Here is a 22,812-nt window from a genome sequence, read left to right as displayed (position 1 = left end):
TTCGCGGAAGAGGTCACAGGATCCAGCTCATCGGCACGATCAAGGCAATGGCAATGACCGATGCCACCGACACACCCACCGAGCACGTCTTGAGTGTGCCCCTCGTCGACTGGCCCATCAAGGACTGCAGCAGCCAGAACGTGTTGCTGGTGACGTGCACGGCGAACAACGAACCGGCACCGGCGGCAAGCGCGATGAACACCGGATCGAGGCCGATCAGCGGAGCAACCGGGGCGAGGATGCCGGCCGAGGTGATGGCCGAGATCGTCACCGATCCGACGGCGATGTGCAACGCGGCCGCAATGACCCACACCATCAACAGTGGTGCCGCGGTACTGGCCGTGAAGTACTGGCCGAGTATGTCACCGAGACCCGCCTCGTTGATGACGGCTGCGAGCGATCCACCGACACCGGTGAGGATGAGGATCTGACCGCTCTCGGCGAAACCACGAGCGAGAGCTTTCTCCACCCGCGCCTGACCGACGTGGTAACGGCCGATGAGGCACGTCCCGACCAGTCCGAGGAGCAACGCGATGACTGGGCTGGCGATGAATTCGACCACCGGAACCGAGATCTCGGCGACTTCGAGAACGGCACCGATCGCGATCAGGACGAGCGCGAGCAGCAACGGCGAGAGCAACACCAGCAGCGAGGTCTGCTTCTCGGTGCGCACCTTCTGGGCCACGCCGCCGCCGGCATCGAGGGGCTCGTCGTCGGACTCGACGGGCTCCGAGACCACCGGCTCCGACACCGCGATGATCTGTTGCTCGTCCTTCTCCTCGTTCCACCAACCGTGCCGGAAGACGAACGACATGATGGCCACCGACAGCACAACGACAGGAACGATGAGGATCAGGCCGTAGATCATCATCTTGCCCAGCGGCACGCCGAGCAGTCCGGCCAGCGCGAGCGTTGCGACACCGGGGACCATGAACACGATTCCGCACTCGAGCGCGATGGCCAGCGCTGTGGCCATCCTCGCCGTGCCGTACTTGCCGATCTTGGGGGCGAGGTTGCGGGCGAGCGGTGCGGAGATCACGAGCAACACGTCGAGGAAGATGGACTGCAACAGAGTCGCGATGGTCAGCGACAGCGCGTACGGGAGCCGCTTGGGGCCGAAGGCTCTCAGCAAAGTGCCGACTAGACGCTGGATGGCGCTCATCTCCTGCAGCACCGAACCCATCAGGACGCCGAACGCGATGAGCAATCCGACCTCGGCCATGATCTCGCCGAATCCGCCGGTGATCGTGTCGACAGTGGTCGACACTCCCAGCTTGGTCGCCAGGCCCAGGTACGCAGCCCCGAGCACCAGCGAGATCACCGGGTTGAAATGGAAACGAACGATGAAGACCACCACCGCCAGTACAGCGACGACGGTGTTGATCACGATCCACAAATCGGACATCGGTAGGTCTTTCCACCAGAGAGTGACCGCCGCCATGCATGACGGGCCGGTGTGATGCGTCGCACCATTGCTCACATTATGGGCACAGATTTACTTCGTGAGCAAGAGCGACCCCCGGCTTCGCGTCAGATGGGCTGCGCGCGTCGAATCGACAGCGCAGCTCGCGAGGCATCCAGTTCGACCGGGGAACGCACCGACAGCGGCCCGACTCGCAGGATTCCGTCCGAGAGCGGCTCGACCCGCAATCCACCGCGACCGATCAGTGCCTTGCGAGCGCCGTCGACCACCATGCGGTCCATCCACGCGCACGGATGGGCAGGTCGGCCGCCCCGGAAGCGAATCCAGCCGTCACCGGAATCGAGCTCGAATTCCAGTCCGCGCAGTGGGTCGAGTTCCAACCCGCGGACCACAACGTTTCGTCTGGCCACGGCCGGGTCGGGAACTTCGACGCCCAGTACCTCGCCGACGGCGTCCCAGGCTTCGAGTGCCAGAAAGCTCACCGCTGCCTCGGTATGAGCCTTGACCCCGAAGAACCGATCGCCGCGGATGCCCTTGTGGGCGACGATCTCGACGCTGTCCGGCAATTCGGTCGGCACCTCGGCTGGGCCGTCCTTGGATCTCCCGAAGTACGCGTGCGTGGGCGCTCGCAGCAGCTCCACTATCTCGGCTCGATACTCGAAAGGCATGCTTTCGAGTCTGCCCGGTACCCGACCCTGCCGGTTCTTACCACCGGGTAAGAAGCGCCCGGTAGTATCGCGAAATGGCTGTGAAAACACGCGTGACCACTACGGACGGCATGATCGAGGGAAAGCCGGTCGGCAATCTCACCACCTGGCGGGGCATTCCCTACGCCGCCCCTCCCGTCGGTCCGCTTCGGTTTCGCGCACCTCAACCCACCCAGCCGTGGCAGGGCGTGCGCGACGCGACCGAGTGGGGCAACGCATCCGTTCAGCACAAGCGGGGCACGATGCTCGCAATCGGCAAGTACCAACCGTCGAGCGAGGACTGCCTGACACTCAACGTCCTGGCACCGAGCACGCCGAGCACGACACCCAGACCGGTCATGGTGTTCATCCACGGCGGTGCGTACACCCTCGGCACGTCGGCCACCCCGCTGTACGGCGGAGGTTCGCTGGTCCGGCGCTCGCTGCAGGACGGCAACGGCATCATCTACGTGTCGGTCAACTACCGACTCGGCGCTTTGGGCTACCTCGACATGTCGCGATTCTCGACCCCCGAGCGGCCGTTCGATTCCAACCTGGGACTACGCGACCAGGTGGCGGCATTGGAGTGGGTACAGCGCAACATCGCCGAGTTCGGCGGAGATCCCGACAACGTCACCGTCTTCGGCGAGTCCGCAGGCGGCAATGCCGTCACCACCCTGATGACAGTGCCCGCCGCGAAAGGCCTTTTCGCCCAGGCAATTGCCGAAAGCTCGGCACCGGGCATGACGACCGCCAAGCATCGTGCGGACCAGTGGGCGAGCGAGTACGTCGGGTACCTCGGAGGCACCGCCGAGACCGCGGTGGAAACCCTGGAGAACGCCGAGGTACTGGCACTCGGCCGAGCAGGCACCAAGCTCGGACTCACCACGCTGCACCGCACTCCCGGCCTGCTCCCCTTCGGCCCGGTGATCGACGGTGATTTCCTTCCTGTCGATCCGGTCGAGGCGTACGCGAACGGCACCGCACACAACGTGCCGCTGATCATCGGCACCAATGCCCGTGAGGGAACACTGTTTCCGAAGTTTCTGGACGCGTTGCCCACCAACCCCGAACGCATTTCCAAACTCTTCTCCCTTACCGATCCCGCGGCAGAACCGGTTGTCACCGGCGGATACCGTGGATACCCGAGCGAGCGGGCCGCCATCGACTTCGGCGGGGATTTCACGTTCTGGAAGCCGTCTCTCGAAGTGGCCGAAGGACATTCGCGTCACGCACCGACGTACTTCTATCGCTTCGACTTCGCCCCTCGGTCGATGAAGTTGCTGGGCCTCGACGCCACTCACGGGTTCGAGTTGTTCGCCGTCTTCGGCATCAACGAGACGTTGTTCGGCAAGGCCCTGACCGCGACAGGGGGACGAAAATCGTTCGCGGAGGTCACCGAGCACGTGCAGTCACACTGGATTGCGTTCGCCACCAACGGAAAGCCGTTGGAATCGTGGCCGGCCTACGACGAAGCCGAGCGCAAGACACTGATCTTCGACACGCGCACTCGGGTGCAGAAAGATCCGCGCAGCGATCGCCGCAAAGCGTGGGAAGGCTATCGCGGCTACGCCAGCCAGACGCTCGAACCCGCTACTTGAGCAACCGCGACATCCGGCGGTCGGCAAGAATCTTGCCGGCCGTCTGGCACGTCGCGCAGTACTGAAAAGAGCGGTCCACGTAGGCGACCTCGCGCACCGGATCTCCGCACACCGGGCACGGCAGCCCGGTTCTGGCGTGCACCCGCATGCCGGATCGCTTCTCCCCCTTCAGACGCGCCGCATCCTGCCCGGCCGAGCGGTCCACCGCGTCGGACAGGACCGAGCGCATCGCGGCATAGAGAACCGCGACGGATTCCGCGTCGAGCTTGCTCGACGACGCGAACGGCGAGAGCTTGGCGACGTGCAGAATCTCGTCCGAGTAGGCGTTGCCGATTCCGGCGAGCAACGATTGGTCCACCAACGAGGTCTTCAGACGCGCTGTGGTGCTGCCCAGTATCTCGGCGAATTCGAGCTCGGTGACCGTCATCGCGTCCGGCCCGAGCCGGGCGATGCTCGCAACCTGCTGAGGATCACGGACCACCCAGACCGCCAATCGCTTTTTGGTACCGGCTTCGGTCAGGTCGATGGCGGGCGTCGCGCCCTCGGGAGTGAAGAAGTGGATCCGCAACGCCAGCGGCCCCTTGCCCGGTTTCGGCGGAGCAACACTGGGGTTGTCCACCCATCGCAGCCAACCCCCACGCGACAGGTGGGTGATCAGCCACAGGTCACCCGCCTGCAGCGCCAGATGCTTTCCAAAGCGCGCGGCATCGGTGACGTCGCGACCCTGCAGATCGGTGATCGGCGGATCGAATGTCTTGAGAACACTGAGTGCCGCGATGTCGATGCGGCCGATCACGGCACCGACGGCATGCTCGCGCAAGAAACCGGCAAGGGCTTCCACCTCGGGTAATTCCGGCATGCGTCCAGTATGCAGCTACGATGGCCGTCGTGATGGTTCCGACTCCGTACGAAGATCTGCTGCGCCGCATCCTCGACACCGGTACAGCCAAATCCGACCGGACGGGAACCGGGACGACCAGCGTGTTCGGGCATCAGATGCGCTTCGATCTGGCCGCGGGCTTCCCGTTGATCACCACCAAGAAGGTCCATCTCAAGTCGATCGTCTACGAACTGCTGTGGTTTCTGCGCGGAGACTCCAATGTCACGTGGCTGCAGGAACACGGCGTCAGCATCTGGGACGAGTGGGCAGCGCCGGACGGCGAGCTCGGCCCCGTCTACGGAGTGCAGTGGCGTTCGTGGCCGACCCCGTCGGGCGAGCACATCGACCAGATCAGCCAGGTCATCGAGACCTTGAAGACCGATCCGGATTCGCGCCGGATGATCGTCTCGGCGTGGAACGTCGGTGAAATCCCGCAGATGGCCCTGCCTCCGTGCCATGCGTTCTTCCAGTTCTATGTCGCCGACGGCAAGCTCTCGTGCCAGCTGTATCAACGCAGCGCAGACATGTTCCTCGGCGTCCCCTTCAACATCGCGAGCTACGCACTGCTCACCCACATGGTCGCCGCACAGACCGGCCTCGACGTCGGCGAGTTCGTGTGGACCGGCGGCGACTGCCACATCTACGACAACCACCGCGACCAGGTTGCCGAGCAGCTCTCCCGCGAGGCGTACCCCTACCCGACTCTGAAACTGGCACAACGGGATTCGATCTTCGACTACACCTTCGACGACGTCGAGATCGTCGACTATCAGCACCACCCTGCAATCAAGGCCCCGGTAGCGGTGTGAGTGCATCGAGAGAAGTCGGCCTGATCTGGGCGCAGAGTTCCAACCTCAAAATCGGCGAAGCCGGCAGGATTCCGTGGGAAGTACCGGAGGACATGGCCCGGTTCAAAGCCGTGACGATGAACCACCCGGTCATCATGGGACGCAAAACCTGGGAGTCTCTGCCCGAAAGGTTTCGACCGCTTCCGGGCCGACGCAATATTGTGGTCACTCGCAACCGCTCGCTGGAGGTGCCGGGTGCCGAGACATGCGGCGGGGTGGACGAAGCCCTGGCCCTGGTCGGGGACGAGACCGTGTGGATCATCGGCGGCGGTGAAATCTACCGATCGGCAATGCCATTCGCCACAACCCTGCATGTGACCGAGATCGATGTCGAGGTACCGGGCGATACGGATGCGCCATCGGTGGAAGGCGATTGGATCAAGAAGACGGGCGACTGGCTCACCAGCAGAGTGGACGGTAGGCAGTTCAGATATGTGGAGTACGGGAAGCCTACCCAAACTGTTTGAGCGCGTTCATGATTCCCCCATCGCGGCTGCGGGTGGTGCGTCATACTGGCGGCTATGGACAAGAAGTCACTCACCGCACTTGCCCGTCAGCAACTCAAGCTCGCAGTCGGCGCGTCGAGTGGCCGCAGTTCGCAGACGGTGTACGGCGGCCACAGTCGCAAATTGAGGCAGACCGTCGTGGCGCTGGCCGCGGGTAACAAGCTGGCCGAACACGATCTCAGCGGTGAGTCGACCGTCCTCGTCCTCAGCGGCAAGTTGGAGCTGATCAGCGGTGAGAAGACCTGGAAGGGCTCCACCGGCGATCTCCTCGTCATCCCCGACGCACGGCACAGCGTCGAAGCTCTCGAAGACGTCAGCTTCTTGCTGACCGTCGCTATGTGACCGCTTTCCTGACGACCAACACCGGGCAATCTGCGGTGTTGACCAGAGCGAAGCTCGTCGACCCGAGCAGCATTCCTCCGAATCCGCCGCGCCCCCGGTTACCGACCACGATCACCGCTGCCGTTTCGGACAGTCCGCTGAGTACTCGAACGGGGCGATCCTGGGCGACGACGCGTTGGACGTCGACCTCCGGGAACCGCTCTTGCCACCCGGCGAGACTTTCCGCCAGCAACGCTTCCTCGGTGTCGGCGATGGCCTGCCAGTCAGCAGGCGCGCGACCGAACGAGCGTGTCAGATCCACGTCGGACCACACGTGCACCGCGATCAACGGAGCATCACGTGCCGAGGCCTCGGCGAACGCCCACTCGACCGCTGCCTGATTGACGTCGGATCCGTCCACGCCGACGACGACCGGGCCCTCGGCGACGGGACGGCCGTCGATGTCCCGGCCGCGTACGACGGCGACGGGTGACACGCTGTGGGCGGCCAGAGAGAGTGTGACAGCGCCCGTTTCGCTCGCTCCGATCACCAGGAGCTCGGCTTGGGCCGACACGCCGATGAGTACGTCCATCACGCCGCCCTCGACGGCACTCGAGGTCACCTCGAACGTCGGGTCGTCGACGACCGACACGGCCAGCGTTTCGGCCGCTGCGAGACGCGATTTAGCCGTGGCGACGAATTCCGTTGCCTCGCCTGCGAATTCGCTCAGATCGACAACGCCCGGCATGTCGACGGCCGTCACGATGTGCAATCGCCGATCCCGTCGCCGAGCGCACAGGGCCGCCCAGATCACAGCCTTGTCGGCCGCAGCGGAACCGTCGATGCCGACGATGATCGGTCGATGCCCTGTCACGTGTCGGCCTCCGGTAGTAGCCCCGAGCCCGGTGGCTCGGTGAATGACGAACAGGGGTTCAGGCTAGTCGATGAATGGTCGCCGAAGGCGTGATGCACTCACGTCAGCTGGCGCGCAGCGCGTCTGCGTACCCCGGAGTTCGGGTGCGGTTCGCCTCGGCTGCCGCGGCCCGGGTGTCGAGATGGACCAGGTAGTCGGCCAATTGGTCGCGGCTGCGGACACCGACGCCCAGGTCGGTCCGCTCGAAGACGCGCCACCGAGCGAGCGTCGGCAGCAGCACCTCGTCGAGATGACGTCGAAGATCGAAGATCCCGTCCCGCTCGATGAGCATGGCGCTCCGACCGAAGCCGGGCAGGTTGGTACCCGGCAACTGCGCGTTCATGACTACTTCGGTGATTGCCGTGACGGTCGGAGCGGGGGCGACGTCGAGCGCTGCCGACACCAGATTCGCAAAGAAGGTGACGTGCAGTTTCTGGTCGTCGACTATCCGGCCGAGCAAGCGATCGGCAACCGGATCGTGGCACTGGTGCGCGGTATTCGTATGGCAGACGCTACTGATCGTTTCGTCGAGGGTCACCTGCGCCAGAGAGCGAAGGAGGTGAGCGCCGTTCATCGGGGAGTCGAATCCCACCGTCTTGCACTGTGCGCGAGCTCGACCGAGTGCCGTCGGATCGACACTGCGGGTGGCGACCAGATAGTCGGTGACGGCTGCAGCATGCCGGGTGCGCTCGGCGCTCCACTCGGCGAGCCAGGCAGGCCACGAGCCGGTGCCCGACGCCGCGACCTCGCACCGATACAGCGGAATGTTCTGCTCGGTGAGGAGATCGGTGACCAGTGCAGCCTTGGCGGCTTCCGTCAGCGGTGACGTACGCGTTCCCCAGTACATCTCGGTCCGGACGAAATCCGTGGGCTGCCAGGAGACAGCTGTCGAGCGGTGGCGCGCGAGGTTGTCGTCGATCGTCGGCTGCAGTTCCCGTAGAACCGTGAACTGCCCGATGTCGCTGCGCATACTCGTCCTCTCACCCCGCTCGTCCGGACCGATCCGAGATCAAAGTAGGCGCGTAGCGCAGGCGATGGGACCGCCTTCTGCATTGTTTAGGGCAAGTCGCAAGGCCCCTCGTGGCCCGCTCGAGATAAATCACAACGAGTTTTGCCGAAACCATGGATCACACGTAGATAACAACCTATGATCGATCCTGTTAGAGGCCAGGAAACAAACTCAAAGTTTGAAAAACCTGCCATTTCGGCTGAAGTTGCATACATTCACGACAGGAAGCGCGTTTCTACGCGTGAGTACGTTAGCTCTCTCAAAACCTGAAGAATCCAACACGAAGGGTTGATCTGTGACCGTTCACAACTCGACTGGCCTCGGAATCATGGTCGCAGGGCAGCCTGCTTCGGCTCCCCTTCGCGATTTTCGCGCAGTGGCGCGCCTCCTGGTAGGCCACTTCGCCGCCAATACTCCCTGCGGTTCACTTCCCGGTGAACAACTCCACGGAGACGTCACCGAATTCACAGTCAAGTGCATCAGCATCGCCGTGCAGATGCTCGACGAGCGGCGCGCACCTGCCGAGTCCGACTTGGCCGAACTGCGTGCCAAGGCCAGTCAATGGGCTCGTGAGGGTGTCCCGCTCGAGTCCGTCCTCAGCGTCTACCACGAGGGCATTCAGATCGGTTGGAATCTGGTGTCCAAGCGGGCAGGAGAAGGCGACGCCGCCCAGTTGATCGAGGCTGCACGCATGTTCGTGCTGCTGTCGGAGAAGGTCTCGATCGCGGCCAGCAAGAGCTACGTCGAAGAGCTTCAGGCAGTGGCGAGCGAGCATCACACAGCCGCGCACACGCTGGTCACCTCGTTGCTGAGCGGACACAACGCCGTCTCGATGGCCCGCCAGTCGGGCATCGAACTCGCCGACAGTTACCTCGTGCTCGCACTGTCGGTACCGCCGCACCCCGACGAGAACGACCCCAACATCCAGAAGACGGTGGCTGCACGACGCAAGCTGCGTCGCGTGCAGGCCGAACTGGCCACCGTGTGCGGACGCACTCCCCTGTCGCTGCTCAGCACCGAGGGCGGAACCGTCCTGATCCCCGGCGTCCACGACGACGAGTGGGTCGAGGCGCTGGTGCACCGCATCGGTACCGCCGCAGAGGTCCCCGTCACCGCCACCGCCGAGCAGGCTGCGACAGCCGACATTCCCACCGCAGCAGACCAGGTCCACGAACTGCTGTCCCTGGCTCATCAGCTGCACCGCCCGTCCGGGTTGTACCGGATGGACGACCTGGTGCTCGAGTACCAGCTCACTCGTCCCGGACCGGGTCGACGCCACCTCACCCAGATCCTCGAGCCACTCGATTCGTCACCCGAATTGCTCGAGACCCTCGAGATCCACATTTCGCACGACCTCAACCGTCAGCGCTCCGCCCGGCAACTCCATCTGCACACCAACACCGTCGACTATCGCCTCAAGCGAATCGCACAACTGACCGGGTTCGACCCGACTCGTCCGTCCGGTATCCGCCACCTGCAGGCGGCACTGGTGGCCAGGCGGCTCGAATCCTCGCGCGGCGCAGCGTGATCTGAGAACTCCGACCGGTTTCTCGACCCGACGGCAGGTAGCGTCGGAAGTATTCGAGAAGCAGGGGATCATGCATGACGAAGTTGAAGCTCCAGTTGTCCGGCGTGGTCAAGGAGTACCCCACCGGCGAACAACCGGTCCGCGCGTTGGACGGCATCGATCTCACGATCGACGGTGGTCAATTCGTGTCGCTGGTCGCGCCGTCCGGAGCAGGTAAGTCGACACTGCTGCACATGCTCGGCGCGCTGGACACTCCGACGGCCGGGTCCATTCGATTCAACGACGTCGAGGTCACCACCCTCGACGACAACGCACAGTCCGATTTCCGACGCCATCAGGTGGGCTTCGTCTTCCAGTTCTTCAACCTGCTGCCGACCATGTCGGCGTGGGAGAACGTCGCCGTTCCGAAGCTGCTCGACGGCACCCCCATCAAGAAGGCGAAAGCCGATGCAATGCGGCTGTTGGACATGGTGGGGTTGGCGCAGCGATCCGAACACCGCCCGGCGCAACTGTCGGGCGGCCAGATTCAACGTATCGCCATAGCCCGAGCCCTGATGATGGACCCGGCGCTGCTGATAGCCGACGAACCGACGGGCAACCTCGATTCCAAGACCTCCCACAACGTCCTCGAGATTCTTGCCGACGTCGCCCACGGCAGCGAGGGACGTCGGGCAGTGGTGATGGCAACCCACGATCTCGAGGCGGCTCGATCGACCGATCGCGTCGTCAGCATGATCGACGGCCGCGTCGACACCGACACCGCTGGTACACCTCGGTGATCGGTACCGCGCTCAGCAGATTTCGCGTCATCAGCCTCCGAGACCTCCGAATGCACTGGGTGCGTTCGCTGGTCTCGGCGGGAGTCGTGGCCGTCGCCGCGGGTTTGCTCATCGCCGTCCTCGGCACCTACGGATCGCTGACCGGATCAGTCGAACGTCTGGCGGTGTCGATCGCAGGCAACGCGCAGTACGAAGTGGTCGGCGTGACCGATTCCGGATTCGACCAGAACGAACTCGACGTCGTACGCGGTGTTGCGGGCGTCGATGCGGCGGTACCCCTGCTCCGCACCATCGTGCGATCCGATGTCGGCGAGCTGACGGTACTGGGTGTCGATTCATCGATCACGGCACTGCAGTCCGATCTGCAAGGTGCCGTGGGCAACGCAGCGGGTCTGCTGTCCGACCCGTCGGGCGTATTGGTCGGAGCAGCAACGGGATTGACGCAGGGTGACACGGTCACGATCGCCGACCGACCCACTGCGGTGGTGGGCGTGATCGACGGCCCTGGTACGCAGCGCATCGGTGGGGGCATGTTCGCGGTCACGTTGCTGCCCACCGCGCAGGCGTTGACCGACCGTCCGGGTCAGCTCGATTCCATCTTCGTTCTCGGTGGCGGGGATTCGCTACGGTCCGACCTGGACGCAGCGTTGGCCGGCCGAGTCTCGGTGATGAATCCGGAATTCCGGGCCGACAGAGCCGATCAGGCCATGAGTCTGACGCGCAATGCGACGCTGATGGTCTCCCTCATCGCGTTCGTCGTCGCGGCGTTCCTGGTGTTCAACGTCATGAACATGGCCATCGCCAAGCGTCGCCCCACCATCTCCCTGCTCCGAGCGGTCGGCGGTCGGCGCGCGGACATCGTCCGCGACCTGTTGTTCGAGTCGGTACTGGTGGGTCTCGTCGGCGGTGCCGTCGGGGTACCTCTCGGAATCATCATGGGCCGCATCGCCATCGAGAGCCTGCCGCCGTTCCTGTCGCAAGCATTCGATGCGCGAATCGAATACGTGTTGCCGAGCTTCGCCATTCCCGTCGCGATCGTGGCCTGCGTGCTGGCCTGCGTCGGCGCGTCCGCTCTGGCTGCCGTTCAGGTGTATCGCATCTCGCCGATCGAAGCATTGGCGGTCGGCGGCGGAGAAACAACCGGCGGTCCGAAGCTGTCGTTCACGTTGGCCGCCACGGTGTTCGGTCTGCTCGCCATCGCCGGATCGTTCGTGTTCGCCGTCAACGTGGACGGGCAATTGACCCTCGGTGCCGGTGCCCTGTTCATGTTCGGCGTCGTCGCACTGTGCGTCGGCGGAACCGGGCCGATCGTCTGGGCCACCGGCGCTGTGCCCCGCCGATGGGGTGGTGCCGGACGCCTTGCCACCGCGACCATCGAACGCGCTCCGCGGCGCATCTGGGCGACGGTGATGACCATCGTCATCGCCGTGGGAGTCAGTGTGGGAGTGTCCGGTTCGTTGACGAACATGACCGACTCCGCCGCCGAGTCACTGTCGTCGCTCGCCGACACGGACCTGTACGTATCGATGAGCTCACCCGACGCCATACCGTCGGGCCCGATCGTTCCCGCCGCCGTCGACGAGGCCGTGCGGGCGACACCCGGCGTCTCCCGCGTCGTCGAAGGGCAGTGGGCCTACGCGACCATCGACGACGAGCTGGTCTCCATCCAAGGCGTCGCCGACGGAAGCAACGCGGTGACGCTGGCCTCGCTCCCCGCAGACGTACGCGCGGGATTGCTCGCGGGCGACGGGGTGGTGCTCTCGAAGGCGCTCGGTACGACGCTGGGAGTGACGGCGGGAGACTCCATCGATCTGCCGACGCCGACCGGAGTGCAGAACGTACGCGTGCTCGATCTCGTGGACTACATCAACGCCGCCGGCGGCACGATGGCGATCTCGCTGGAGTCGATGCAGCGCTTCTACGACCGCCCGGGTGCGACGTACCTCGAGATCACCGTCGACGGAGACGTTGCTGCCGTGCAGGATTCGCTGCGATCTACTCTGCCGCCCGAAGCATTCGTGTACACGGGCGCCGCGGCACTCGAGGGCACCAGCGCGGCCATCCGCCAATCCGGTGCGCTCGCCATCGCACTGCAGTGGATCGTCGCACTGGTCGCTGCCGTCGCATTGCTGAACACATTGACGCTGTCGGTACTCGAACGTCGACGTGAACTCGGAGTACTGCGCGCCATGGGCGGCGGCCGAGGAACCCTGGCACGAATGGTGTTGGCGGAGGCACTGTCCGTGGGGATTGTCGGCGGCATCCTGGGGCTGATCATCGGTGCCGGCCTGCAATACCTGAGCACGCTGATCCTCGGTGCCAGCATCGGAATTCCAGTGCAGTACAACGCCAGTTGGACGGTGCTGCTGTACGGACTCGTCGCGTTGGGCCTCTCGCTGTTGGGATCAGCTCCGCCTGCGGTACACGCATCACGCCTGAACATCGTGGATGCAATTGCCGCGGATTGAGTGGTGGGGATCGGGCTCGTTCTGCGGTGCTGGGGCCTAGGGATCCGCAAACGCGCGCGCGTTTGTCAGGTGCGAGCGAAATAGACAGCCAGCGGCTGACGACTCTGCGCGCGTCTGGCAAATGCGCGCGCGTTTGTACGAGGATGACCGACGTGGCCACATTCAGCGTCGAAGTAGAGAAGTACGCGGTCGAGACTCTGCGCGACTGTGTGGGTGGTCCCGAGTGGGAGTTGCGGCCCGAGCGCGCGGCACTTCTGGTCCACGACATGCAGCCGTACTACCTGAACGTGCTGCACTCCTCGGTTCGTGCGCGGGTGGCCGCAGAAGCGTCGGCGGTGCTCGCGTGCGCCAGGTCTGCCGGAGTGCCGATTCTGGCGAGCGGTCCGCGGGCGGCTGAGGCGATCGAACAGCGTGGACTGCTGGGGCCGATGTGGGGGTTGGGCCCGTCTGCCGAGGACGTGGCGGTCACCGAATCGGACTTCGTTCCGATCGCGAAGCGCAGCTACAGCGCGTTCTACGCGTCCGATCTCGAGGTCGAACTACGCCGACGAGGCCGTGACCAGCTGGTCATTGTGGGTGTCTTCGCCTCGGCGGGAATTCTCGCGACGACGTTCGACGCTTTTGCCCGAGACATTCAGTGCTTCGTCGGCATCGAATCGGTCGCCGATTACACCGCCCACCAGCACCGCACCGCCCTGAATCTGATCACATCACTGACCGGTGTGGTGACCAGCAGCGCGAACCTGCTTCACGATCTGCGGTGCGGACCGCTAGACTGACGACCGCGATGTGGGCCCGCTGTGCAGTACGACAGCGACCCACCCGCGACCCGATTGTTCGATTGATCGAAAGACCTTGCTGGCCAGGGACTTTGGAGCACTCGTTCGATCACCAGCCTTCGTAGCTCAGGGGATAGAGCAACCCTCTCCTAAAGGGTAGGTCGCAGGTTCGAATCCTGCCGAGGGCACCACAGACCGCCTGGTCAGGGCGCTTACACTGAGTGACAACCTGGTCGCCCACAGCCACCCCGCTTCTAACCCGGTACACGGCGCGGCAGATGTCGCCATGTCGGTACCTCTCGGTACTGTTCGCTCATGAGTCAGTGGGAGACGCGGTTCGAGGACAACGCGGTTTGGGTGCGAACGGCAGAACTTGGTCAGATTTTGAACGACCTTCCGGCCGCTGATGGAAGTGACGAGATGCTGTACATAAATCGCATTCGACAGTTGCACGGCCTGATTCTCGAGCATCGCGAGAACGGCAACAAGGATGTCTACAGCCCGAGGATGTTCTCCACACTTGACAGCGTGTTGGTCAACCAAGTGAACAACTATGTAAATAGCTTCAAGGATTCGCCGGATTCACACCAGGACCACCTTCGTATGGCAGCAGTAGACGGAGTCGATGCAGCACTAGATGCAATCGCTCAATGGCCAGCGATCCCCGCGACAGGTCTCGCCCGCGCCGCAGGCAAAGCCTTCAAAGAGCACGAGAAGGTTGCTGTCGAAGCGCTTGACGAAACCAACAGGCTGTACCAAGAGCTGTCCGGTGCATTTTCGACATTGAAAACCGACGCCGCAACACTAAGGGACCAGTTCGACTCCGTTATTGCTCAATTTACGAGTTCGCTTGAAGAACGTGAATCGGAGTATACGAATGCCATCAGCATTGTTGAACAATCAGGAGCGGACGCGTACGACAAAGCGATTCGCCGCGATTTGCAAGCGCGAGCCGCAGCGCTAGACAAGATATTGCAGGACGCAAAGACTGAGCTAGCTGAGGTTGAGACATCCGCGAAACAAGCGAGCGAATGGGAGGAGTCCAGCAAATCATCGGCGAACTGGCTTTCCGAGCAGGCAGTCGCCACTGACTTTGGACGGCAAGCACGCAGGAAGTCCGCCGCTGGATGGCTCTACGACATTCTCGGAGTTGCCGCGGGCGGCGTCCCTCTGGTTCTCGTGCTGATTCACTTCTTGAACGACACGACGCCGGGCGGCAGCGCGGTCTCTACGACTATTGCACGTGCCAGTGTGACTGTGGCAGCACTGGTAGTCGCGGGTTACCTATTTAGTCGAGGTTCAACGAACCACCGGCAGGCACGAAATAGCAAGAGTGCCGATATCAGGCTGCGAACTCTCGAAGCTTTTATTTCAAAGTTGAGCGCCGACGATGCTGCGGAAATACGACGAGGTATGGCAGAAAACATCTATTTGAACGGAAAACTATCGGACGAAGAGCCAGATAAGAAACAAACCCTGTTGAGCTCCTTCATGAGCCGCACATCCTCAGACAAGCCCGATGAGGCGGAGAATGACAAATGATGACCTCACCCTCTTACAGGGCCTTCACCAGCGTCGATTGAAGATCAGCACCAGCTAGGCGGGTCCGCACTCAGCTTGACTTACGAGGCGCGCCCCGATGACTTACTTGGCGGCCGGAATGCTCATCCGGCGATGGTGACGGTCACAGGCCCGGCATGTAGTCGGCCAAGACAGATGGCTTCACATCAGCACGAATGTCGGTGTCGCTGCTCGCGCGTGGCACGCGCAAGTCAATCTCGTTGCTGCGTCCCTCGCCGGACTCCTCGACGAACGCCGTCCATATTTCGTGGCCGGGTGCTATGCACCCTCCGGTCAACTCAGTCATGTTGTTTCCCTTGGCAGTTGAGGCGCTAACGTCCATTCCTGCCTTACGCCCCACGCGGTTGATTGAAGATCCGTTGACTCAAGATGGACCCTTGCGGACTCCCGAAAAGCTGCGTATTATCGAACATGCATTCGAGTACTGGGGAGGAACTCGTGGTCACAGCTGTACAGCAATCACCGCTCACATCCGCTGAGGTGTTGAGGTTCGTTGCGCGTCTTCAGGCGTCCGACATCGTTGTCGACGCAGCAGCGGGCATCGATCTCATCTCTGCTCTAGAAACGATCAAGTGCGTCAGCGTGGCAACCCAAGCCGTGGTGACCGATGCCGTTGCAACCGTGATCAGCACCGAACGTCGTGAACGTGGCAAACCGAAAGCGCAGTGGCGCACAGGAATTGCGTCGCAGATCGGCCTGGCTCGACGAGAGTCACCCAACCGCGGCGGCACTCATCTCGGGCTTGCTCGTGCGCTCGTTCACGAAATGCCACACACCCTGGCCCGCCTGAAAGCCGGCGAACTCAACGAGTGGCGCGTCATGATTCTCGCCCGCGAAACCGCGTGTCTCACCGTCGACGATCGCCGAACCATCGATGAACGCCTGTGCGCAGACCCCGCCACCCTCGCCGGTGCAGGAGATCGCACCATCGAGGGTCGCGCCCGCGCACTGGCCAACGAACTGGACGCGGCCTCCCAGGTCAAGCGACGCGCAAAGGCATACGCCGCACGCCGAGTCAGTACGCGCCCCGCACCCGAATCGATGGGATTCTTCACCGCGCTCACCTCGATGGAGAAGACCGTCTGCATGTGGGCGACCCTGCGGCGCGACGCCGACACCGTCATCAACGCAGGTGGCGACACACGCAGCCGCGACCAGATCATGGCCGACCTAGTGTTCGAGCGAGTCACCGGCGCATCGGCCGCTCAAGGTCCACCGGTCACCGTCGACATCGTCATCTCGGATTCGACCCTGCTCGCCGGTGGCGACACGTCCGCATATCTGCACGGCTACGGCGACATCCCGTCGGACGTCGCACGCCAACTCGTGCGCGACGCACTCGACGATGCGCAGGGCAATGAGACGCGCGTCGCATTACGTCGCCTCTATGCCCACCCGAAAACCGGCGCACTGACAGCAGTCGAATCCACATCCCGCGCATTTCCCACTGCATTGGGACGCCTCATCGATCTCCGCGATCGTACGTGCCGCACCCCGTGGTGCGACGCGCCCATCCGGCACCACGACCACATCATCGCGCACACGGCGGGCGGAGCGACCAGCGCCGAAAACGGCGCAGGCCTGTGTGCCGCATGCAATTACGCGAAAGAAGGCGACGGCTGGACGGCCGAAGCACTACGAGACAAACGGAACGCGCGACATCGCTACAGGCTCATCTCACCCACCGGGCACACGTACGATTCGAGCGCGCCGCCGATGCCGGTGGTCGAGCTCTACAGCTCGCCGGCGGAGAATGTCTACATCGACGGACTGTTCGGCTCCGACGCCGCGTGACCGTCGACCGCGGGAAGAGATCGGGTCCGCACTCGGTTACACTCGGTATCGACGCGCGTAACTGCACGTCAGACGTCGTGGAATGCTCCCGAATCACCATGTGCACCCCGCACAGGCTTCTCTTACGGCGATCGAAACTGCCCACCGGCAGTCTCGCCACCTTGCATCTCGGCCCGAAGGCCCGCAGGTGCAACACCCTGCCCGAAAGGCACTTTTCATCACAATGACGACCCCACAGACTTTTGCTGCACTCGGAGTACCCCAGGCCATCGCAGACGTACTCGCGAGCCAGGGCAAGACCGAGGCCTTCCCCATCCAGGCCGACACGCTCCCCGACACACTGCAGGGACGCGACGTACTCGGACGCGGAAAGACCGGCAGCGGAAAGACACTCGCATTTTCCATCCCCATGGTCGCGCGCCTCGCCGGCCAACTCCCCGGCAACCGCAAGCCCGGCCGCCCGCGCGGACTGATCCTTGCGCCGACGCGTGAGCTCGCCACCCAGATCGCCGTCGCGATCGAACCCCTCGCCGCCGCATACTCGTTGAAGGTCACGACGATCTTCGGCGGTGTCTCGCAGGTTCGCCAGGTGTCCGCACTCAAGTCGGGTGTCGACATCGTCGTCGCCTGCCCCGGACGCCTCGAAGACCTCATGAAGCAGCGCCACCTGACGCTCGACGGCGTACAGATCACCGTCCTCGACGAGGCAGATCACATGGCCGACCTCGGGTTCCTGCCCGTCGTCACCCGGATCCTCGCCGCTACCCCCGACAAGGGTCAGCGGATGCTGTTCTCGGCGACCCTGGACAACGGTGTCGACAAACTGGTCAAGCGCTTCCTGCACAACCAGATCACGCACTCCGTCGACGAGGCGACCTCACACGTCGAGGCCATGACACACAGCGTCTTCGAGGTAGACGGCGTCGAAGCCAAGAAGAAGCTGGTCCACCAGCTCGCCTCCGGCACCGGACGTCGCATCCTGTTCATGCGCACCAAGCACCAGGCCCGCAAGCTCGCCAAGCAGCTCACCGACGCCGGAATCCCGTCCGTCGACCTGCACGGCAACCTCTCGCAGGCCGCACGTGACCGCAACCTCGCGGCCTTCTCCTCCGGCCAGGCCCGCGTGCTCGTCGCCACCGACGTCGCGGCCCGCGGCGTGCACGTCGACGACGTTCAGCTGGTCGTCCACGTCGATCCCCCAGCCGAGCACAAGGCGTACCTGCACCGCTCCGGCCGCACCGCGCGCGCCGGCAGCGCAGGTGACGTCGTGACCGTGGTTCTGCCCGAGCAGCGCAAGGACACCGCAGTGCTGCTGCGCAAGGCCGACATCAAGGTCACCCCGATCCGCGTCACCGCCGACTCGCCTGCAGTGGCGAACCTCGTCGGCGAGCAGGCCCGCTACGTCGAGCCTGCACCGAAGGCAGAGCCGGCACCGGCACGCACCGGAGCCCCGCGCAACAACAACGCGCGACGCGGCGGCCCGGCCCGCTCGGGTGGTCAGCCGCGCAGTGGTGGACAGCCGCGCAGTGGTGGACAGCCGCGTAGCGGTGGCGGCGGCCACAGCCGTCGCGCAGCAGGCCCGGCCACGAGCCAGCGCAGCCGCTGACCCGAAGTTCGGAATCAGGAAAGCCCTCGCTACGAGGGCTTTCCTGTTCTGATGCTCACCACGGCAGCAACCGCGCACAAGCCGGCCGCGCCGAACCACGCCATCGTGTACGCACCGGTGGCGTCGCGCACGATGCCTGCGACGACGGACGCGATGCCCGCTCCGATCTGGTGTGAGGCGAACACCCACCCGAACACCAGAGAACCCTTGTCGCCGAACACCTCTCGGCACAGAGCGATCGTGGGTGGAACCGTTGCCACCCAATCCAATCCGTAGATCACCACGAAGATGACGATCGACGGTTGGATGGTCGCCGACAGCAACCACGGCAGAAACAACAGCGAGATCCCGCGAAAGCCGTAATAGGCTGCCAACAGATACCGCGGATTCACTCGATCGGTCAGCCAACCCGATGCGATCGTCCCGACGATGTCGAAGATTCCCACCACCGCCAGCAGACCCGCTGCGGTGGTTTCGTGCATTCCGTGGTCGTGCGCCGACGGTATGAAGTGAGTTCCGATGAGCCCGTTGGTCGTTGCGCCACAGATCGCGAATCCGAGCACCAACGCCCAGAAGGTTCGTACTCGGCTCGCGTCGCGTAGAGCCTGTACCGCTGCGCGCGCCGGGTTCACGGTCGACACCGCCGCCGGCGGGACGTAGTCGGCGGGTGCGCCGTACGGAGTCACGCCGACATCGGTCGGCATGTTGCGCAGCCACCGCAACACGAACGGCACCACGATCAGCGAGCCCCCGGCGATGAGGAACGATGCTGCGCGCCAACCGGATCGGTCGACCAGCTGAGCGATCAACGGCAGAAAGATCAACTGCCCCGTCGCGCTGCCCGCGGTCAACACGCCCGAGACGAGCCCTCGACGCTGTACGAACCATCTATTCGTCACCACCGCCGCGAACACCAGAGCCATCGACCCCGTGCCCAACCCGATCATGACGCCCCACGTCAACACCAACTGCCATGCCTGGGTCACGAACACACTCAGAGCGCTGCCCGCGGCCACGACGACCAACGCCGTCGACGTCACAGCTCGGATCCCGAAACGCTCCATCAACGCCGCGGCGAACGGTGCCGTCAGACCGAACAGCACCAGGTTGACGCCCACCGCCAGCGACAGCATCGACCGCGGCCAACCGAACTCTTCCTGCAGCGGCACCATCAACACACTCGGTGCGGCCCGGAACCCCGCCGCACCGACGAGAGCGAGGAAGGCCACCGCGGCGACGATCCATGCCGGATGAAGTCGCCTGCGGGTCGCGATCTCGGAAGTCACGCAGACAGTGTGCCTCAGTCGAGCTGGCACACTGGAGCGGTGACCGTCAGCGCTGCCCACCGTCCCGAGTCCGGGCCCCTCGGTCCGCAAGAATTGGCGACCGCTGCGGTGATGAGCAGCTTCACCGTCGCGCTGACGGTGATCGGCGTGCTGGTGCCGATGGCAGCGATTCTGCAGGTAGTCGCCGCTATTCCCATGTCGGTGGTGGCCCTGCGCTATCGCACGCGAGCATTGGTCACCTCAGCGGTGGCGGGCATACTCGTAGGATTCGTCGCGGCCGGCACTCAGACGGCGCTCACCGTGGCCAGTGCGGCATTGCTGGGCGGTCTGGTCGGCCGGGCGAAGCGCCGGAAACAAGGCCTGTTCGGCGTGCTCGTCACGTCGGCAATCGTCGGACCGGCACTCGGAGCCCTCGCGGTGCTGTTGCTGCTGATCCTCGTCCCGCTACGGCAGCTGTTTCTCGAGACGCTCCGCAACACCATCGAAGGCATCTCCCGACTGTTCGAGCGCGTATCCGCCCCGCAGGTCATCCCCGATGTCATTCGCAGCAGCAGCACAGCGGTACTCGACAACTGGTGGTGGTGGGTCGGCGGGTCCATCGCATTCGGCATCGTCACCGGAACTCTGTTCGCGTGGCTGATCCTCACCGCCATCCTCGATCGCCTCTCGGCCATCCCCACACCGGAGCCGTTCGTCTCGGGCATCGACGACGAGATCGCGCCACTGCCCGTCACCCTGACCGCCGTCGGCTACCGATATCCCGGCAGTAGATCGGCAGCGTTGAGCGGCATCGACCTGCACATCGAACAGGGTGAATTCGTCGCGATCGTCGGCCACAACGGATCCGGCAAATCTACGCTGACGCGAATTCTCGCAGGCCGTGAGCCCTCCGAGGGCTCGGTGACTCGTCCCGGCTCCACCGGACTCGGCCGGTACGGCGGCACCGCAGTGGTGTTGCAGCGACCCGAAAGTCAGATCCTCGGTACCCGCGTCGCCGACGACGTCGTATGGGGACTGCCACCCGGCGACTCTCGCCCCGACGTCGACGCCTTGCTCGACGAGGTGGGGTTGAGCGGCATGGGTGCTCGCGACACGGCCTCGCTTTCCGGCGGCGAGATGCAGCGACTTGCCGTCGCCGCTGCCCTGGCTCGTCGCCCCGCTCTGCTGATCGCCGACGAGGCAACCGCCATGATCGACGCCTCGGGCCGCGAGCATCTGGTCTCGCTACTCGCGGCACTGCCCCGTCGGCACGGGATGTCGGTCGTACTCGTGACCCATCATGTCTCGGAAACTGTTGCCGCTCATCGCGTCGTACACCTGCACGAGGGCATGCAGGTGGAGCACGACACTGCATGGATGCAGACCAGGACCGGCAACGCTGCTGTGCTGCACGACAATTCGAGCCCGCGCCTGCTCGAACTACGCGACGTGCGGCACGTCTACAACAGACGCACCCCGTGGGCACAATCGGCGTTGAACGGCGTCGACATCACCGTCAAGCGAGGCGAGGGAGTTCTCGTTCTCGGCGGAAACGGTTCGGGCAAGTCGACTCTGGCGTGGATCATGGCCGGGCTTACCGGGCCCACCACCGGCGTCGCGCAACTGGACGGCAAGGCGATGACGTCGCGAGTCGGCGACGTCGGGTTGGCCTTTCAGCATTCGCGCCTGCAGTTGCAGCGGCGGACCGTCTCCGAGGACATCGCCGCGGCCGCGGGGCCCGAAACCGGTTCTGCCACAGTGTCGGCCGCGATGGATGCCGTCGGCCTCGACCGGTCACTGGCCGCACGCAACGTCGACTCGCTCAGCGGCGGGCAAATGCGACGCGTGGTGCTGGCCGGTCTGATCGCTCGTCGACCCCGCATCTTGGTGCTCGACGAGCCGCTGGCCGGACTCGACCCGCCCGGCCGCGACGACATCATCGGCGTCCTCGCCGGCCTGCGTGAGCGCGGCGTCTCGATTGTGGTCATCTCGCACGACGTGGACGGTATGGACGCCGTCTGCAGTCGAACCATCACGATGGCCGACGGCCATATCGTCTCCGATTCGATTCATGGGAGCGTGCATTCGTGACGACCGTCGTACTGCGCCAGGTTCCGCGGTTCTCACCCATTCATCGACTGTGGGCGGGCACCAAGCTCATCGTGGTGTTGCTGCTCAGCATCACCCTCGTCGTGGCTCCGACGTGGCCTGCCCTCGGCATCGTGTTCGCGCTGCTGATCGTCGCGGCTGTCATCGCCCACATTCCGATCACAGCACTACCGCGCCCGCCGTGGTGGATCTGGGCGCTGTTCGGCGTCGGAGCACTGATCAATCTGCCCATCGGTGGCGCAGCGGTTCTGCTGTACTTCCGTGCCACGCTGTTCGTGTTCGTTCTGCTGGGCGCATCGATGATGATCGGGTGGACGACGTCGATGAGCGACATCGCTCCGGCGGTGTCGAAACTCGGTGCACCGCTCAAGAAGCTGAAGCTGCCGGTGGACGAGTGGGCGATCGCCGTGGCGCTCAGCCTGCGGTCGCTTCCGCTGCTCATCGAGGAGATGCGCACCCTCAACGCCGCCCGGCGGCTGCGACCGAAGCCGGTGGTCAACAGTGCGTCGGACAATTCACTGGTCGACATCGTGACCACGGTGATGTCGGTGGCTATCAGGCGCGCGGACGAGATGGGTGAGGCCATCACCGCACGCGGGGGCACCGGCATGATCACCGCCACCGAGGCACGTTTCAAGGCCTCGGACGCGGCGACTCTGGTGGTGGTGACGCTGGCCTGCGCGGCCGCGATCGCGATCAGCTTCCTGCTGCGGTGA

General features: G+C 64.2%; 20 protein-coding genes and 1 tRNA gene. 14 read left to right on the top strand and 7 right to left on the bottom strand.

From position 1 onward, the window contains the following. Window positions 1-13: 13 nt before the first annotated feature. Window positions 14-1,405, bottom strand: coding sequence for an SLC13 family permease (locus tag K414_RS0110965; protein ID WP_027495993.1), 1,392 nt, complete (start codon window positions 1,403-1,405; stop codon window positions 14-16). A gap of 125 nt (window positions 1,406-1,530) precedes the next feature. Then, window positions 1,531-2,091 carry a hypothetical protein gene (locus tag K414_RS0110960; RefSeq protein WP_027495992.1) on the bottom strand — a complete coding sequence of 187 codons (561 nt, stop codon included), beginning with the start codon at window positions 2,089-2,091 and terminating at the stop codon, window positions 1,531-1,533. A gap of 74 nt (window positions 2,092-2,165) precedes the next feature. Between K414_RS0110960 and K414_RS0110955 the strand changes: the two genes are divergently transcribed. Further along, window positions 2,166-3,710 (top strand): carboxylesterase/lipase family protein, encoded by a 1,545-nt coding sequence (locus tag K414_RS0110955; RefSeq protein ID WP_027495991.1) that lies wholly within the window; start codon window positions 2,166-2,168, stop codon window positions 3,708-3,710. On the opposite strand, the gene K414_RS0110950 is transcribed toward K414_RS0110955, so the two are convergent. Beyond that, window positions 3,703-4,569: a DNA-formamidopyrimidine glycosylase family protein gene (locus K414_RS0110950; RefSeq protein WP_027495990.1), complete on the bottom strand. Its 867-nt coding sequence runs from the start codon at window positions 4,567-4,569 to the stop codon at window positions 3,703-3,705. The two genes, K414_RS0110955 and K414_RS0110950, sit on opposite strands and share 8 nt — an antisense overlap. A gap of 29 nt (window positions 4,570-4,598) precedes the next feature. Between K414_RS0110950 and K414_RS0110945 the strand changes: the two genes are divergently transcribed. Genes K414_RS0110945 through K414_RS0110935 form a run of 3 tightly spaced genes read left to right on the top strand, consistent with a single transcriptional unit; the run spans window position 4,599 to window position 6,286 of the window. Further along, window positions 4,599-5,399 carry a thymidylate synthase gene (locus K414_RS0110945; RefSeq protein WP_027495989.1) on the top strand — a complete coding sequence of 267 codons (801 nt, stop codon included), beginning with the start codon at window positions 4,599-4,601 and terminating at the stop codon, window positions 5,397-5,399. Further along, entirely contained in the window at window positions 5,396-5,905 is a 510-nt protein-coding gene (locus K414_RS0110940) for a dihydrofolate reductase (protein ID WP_027495988.1), read from the top strand. Before K414_RS0110945 ends, K414_RS0110940 begins: the two co-directional genes overlap by 4 nt. A gap of 54 nt (window positions 5,906-5,959) precedes the next feature. After that, window positions 5,960-6,286: a cupin domain-containing protein gene (locus K414_RS0110935; RefSeq protein WP_027495987.1), complete on the top strand. Its 327-nt coding sequence runs from the start codon at window positions 5,960-5,962 to the stop codon at window positions 6,284-6,286. Here K414_RS0110935 and K414_RS0110930 read toward each other — a convergent pair. Together K414_RS0110930 and K414_RS0110925 are read right to left on the bottom strand one after the other, a co-directional pair. Then, a complete protein-coding gene (locus K414_RS0110930; protein ID WP_027495986.1) occupies window positions 6,279-7,139 on the bottom strand; it encodes a universal stress protein in 861 nt (286 codons plus the stop codon). The genes K414_RS0110935 and K414_RS0110930 overlap by 8 nt on opposite strands. A gap of 103 nt (window positions 7,140-7,242) precedes the next feature. Further along, a complete protein-coding gene (locus K414_RS0110925; protein WP_027495985.1) occupies window positions 7,243-8,148 on the bottom strand; it encodes an acyl-ACP desaturase in 906 nt (301 codons plus the stop codon). A gap of 334 nt (window positions 8,149-8,482) precedes the next feature. On the opposite strand from K414_RS0110925, the gene K414_RS0110920 reads away from it, so the two are divergent. The 6 genes from K414_RS0110920 (at window position 8,483) to K414_RS0110895 (ending at window position 15,283) form a co-directional block, all read left to right on the top strand. Further along, the gene (locus K414_RS0110920) at window positions 8,483-9,715 is read left to right on the top strand and encodes a helix-turn-helix domain-containing protein (RefSeq protein WP_027495984.1); all 1,233 of its coding nucleotides are present in this window, start codon (window positions 8,483-8,485) and stop codon (window positions 9,713-9,715) included. 74 nt (window positions 9,716-9,789) lie between these two features. After that, complete coding sequence (locus K414_RS0110915) at window positions 9,790-10,494, top strand: ABC transporter ATP-binding protein (protein ID WP_176456678.1); 705 nt, start codon at window positions 9,790-9,792, stop codon at window positions 10,492-10,494. Continuing rightward, window positions 10,491-12,962, top strand: a complete 2,472-nt coding sequence (locus tag K414_RS0110910) for an FtsX-like permease family protein (protein WP_027495982.1) — start codon at window positions 10,491-10,493, stop codon at window positions 12,960-12,962. The genes K414_RS0110915 and K414_RS0110910 overlap by 4 nt, the downstream gene beginning before the upstream one ends. Before the next feature lie 152 nt (window positions 12,963-13,114). Continuing rightward, window positions 13,115-13,741 (top strand): isochorismatase family protein, encoded by a 627-nt coding sequence (locus K414_RS26645; protein ID WP_161631794.1) that lies wholly within the window; start codon window positions 13,115-13,117, stop codon window positions 13,739-13,741. Between the two features lie 115 nt (window positions 13,742-13,856). Then, window positions 13,857-13,932, top strand: a tRNA-Arg gene (locus tag K414_RS0110900). Window positions 13,933-14,056: 124 nt separating this feature from the next. After that, entirely contained in the window at window positions 14,057-15,283 is a 1,227-nt protein-coding gene (locus K414_RS0110895; protein WP_027495981.1) for a hypothetical protein, read from the top strand. Between the two features lie 142 nt (window positions 15,284-15,425). Here K414_RS0110895 and K414_RS0110890 read toward each other — a convergent pair whose 3' ends face one another. Beyond that, complete coding sequence (locus K414_RS0110890) at window positions 15,426-15,608, bottom strand: hypothetical protein (protein WP_152530402.1); 183 nt, start codon at window positions 15,606-15,608, stop codon at window positions 15,426-15,428. 152 nt (window positions 15,609-15,760) lie between these two features. On the opposite strand from K414_RS0110890, the gene K414_RS0110885 reads away from it, so the two are divergent. Together K414_RS0110885 and K414_RS0110880 are read left to right on the top strand one after the other, a co-directional pair. Further along, on the top strand, window positions 15,761-17,116 hold the full coding sequence (locus K414_RS0110885; protein ID WP_152530401.1) for an HNH endonuclease signature motif containing protein: 1,356 nt from the start codon (window positions 15,761-15,763) through the stop codon (window positions 17,114-17,116). A gap of 223 nt (window positions 17,117-17,339) precedes the next feature. Next, window positions 17,340-18,722 carry a DEAD/DEAH box helicase gene (locus tag K414_RS0110880; protein ID WP_027495978.1) on the top strand — a complete coding sequence of 461 codons (1,383 nt, stop codon included), beginning with the start codon at window positions 17,340-17,342 and terminating at the stop codon, window positions 18,720-18,722. A gap of 29 nt (window positions 18,723-18,751) precedes the next feature. Here the strand turns inward: K414_RS0110880 and K414_RS0110875 are convergent, their stop codons facing one another. After that, on the bottom strand, window positions 18,752-20,008 hold the full coding sequence (locus K414_RS0110875) for an MFS transporter (protein ID WP_037219122.1): 1,257 nt from the start codon (window positions 20,006-20,008) through the stop codon (window positions 18,752-18,754). Between the two features lie 39 nt (window positions 20,009-20,047). Between K414_RS0110875 and K414_RS0110870 the strand changes: the two genes are divergently transcribed. Then, entirely contained in the window at window positions 20,048-22,078 is a 2,031-nt protein-coding gene (locus tag K414_RS0110870) for a DUF2232 domain-containing protein (RefSeq protein WP_027495976.1), read from the top strand. Then, window positions 22,075-22,812, top strand: coding sequence for an energy-coupling factor transporter transmembrane protein EcfT (locus K414_RS0110865; RefSeq protein WP_027495975.1), 738 nt, complete (start codon window positions 22,075-22,077; stop codon window positions 22,810-22,812). The genes K414_RS0110870 and K414_RS0110865 overlap by 4 nt, the downstream gene beginning before the upstream one ends.

It is taken from the genome of Rhodococcus sp. JG-3 (assembly GCF_000482405.1).
Lineage (GTDB): Bacteria > Actinomycetota > Actinomycetes > Mycobacteriales > Mycobacteriaceae > Rhodococcoides > Rhodococcoides fascians.
The sequence above is the reverse complement of the archived record's forward strand: the minus strand, read 5'-3'. Positions and strand labels throughout refer to the sequence as shown.

Bases quoted from the DNA above. Each gene is read 5' to 3' on its own strand.
- K414_RS0110965 (WP_027495993.1), bottom strand. From the start codon at position 1,405: ATGTCCGATTTGTGGATCGTGATCAACACCGTCGTCGCTGTACTGGCG.
- K414_RS0110960 (WP_027495992.1), bottom strand. From the start codon at position 2,091: ATGCCTTTCGAGTATCGAGCCGAGATAGTGGAGCTGCTGCGAGCGCCC.
- K414_RS0110955 (WP_027495991.1), top strand. From the start codon at position 2,166: ATGGCTGTGAAAACACGCGTGACCACTACGGACGGCATGATCGAGGGA.
- K414_RS0110950 (WP_027495990.1), bottom strand. From the start codon at position 4,569: ATGCCGGAATTACCCGAGGTGGAAGCCCTTGCCGGTTTCTTGCGCGAG.
- K414_RS0110935 (WP_027495987.1), top strand. From the start codon at position 5,960: ATGGACAAGAAGTCACTCACCGCACTTGCCCGTCAGCAACTCAAGCTC.
- K414_RS0110925 (WP_027495985.1), bottom strand. From the start codon at position 8,148: ATGCGCAGCGACATCGGGCAGTTCACGGTTCTACGGGAACTGCAGCCG.
- K414_RS0110915 (WP_176456678.1), top strand. From the start codon at position 9,790: ATGACGAAGTTGAAGCTCCAGTTGTCCGGCGTGGTCAAGGAGTACCCC.
- K414_RS0110895 (WP_027495981.1), top strand. From the start codon at position 14,057: ATGAGTCAGTGGGAGACGCGGTTCGAGGACAACGCGGTTTGGGTGCGA.
- K414_RS0110890 (WP_152530402.1), bottom strand. From the start codon at position 15,608: ATGACTGAGTTGACCGGAGGGTGCATAGCACCCGGCCACGAAATATGG.
- K414_RS0110880 (WP_027495978.1), top strand. From the start codon at position 17,340: ATGACGACCCCACAGACTTTTGCTGCACTCGGAGTACCCCAGGCCATC.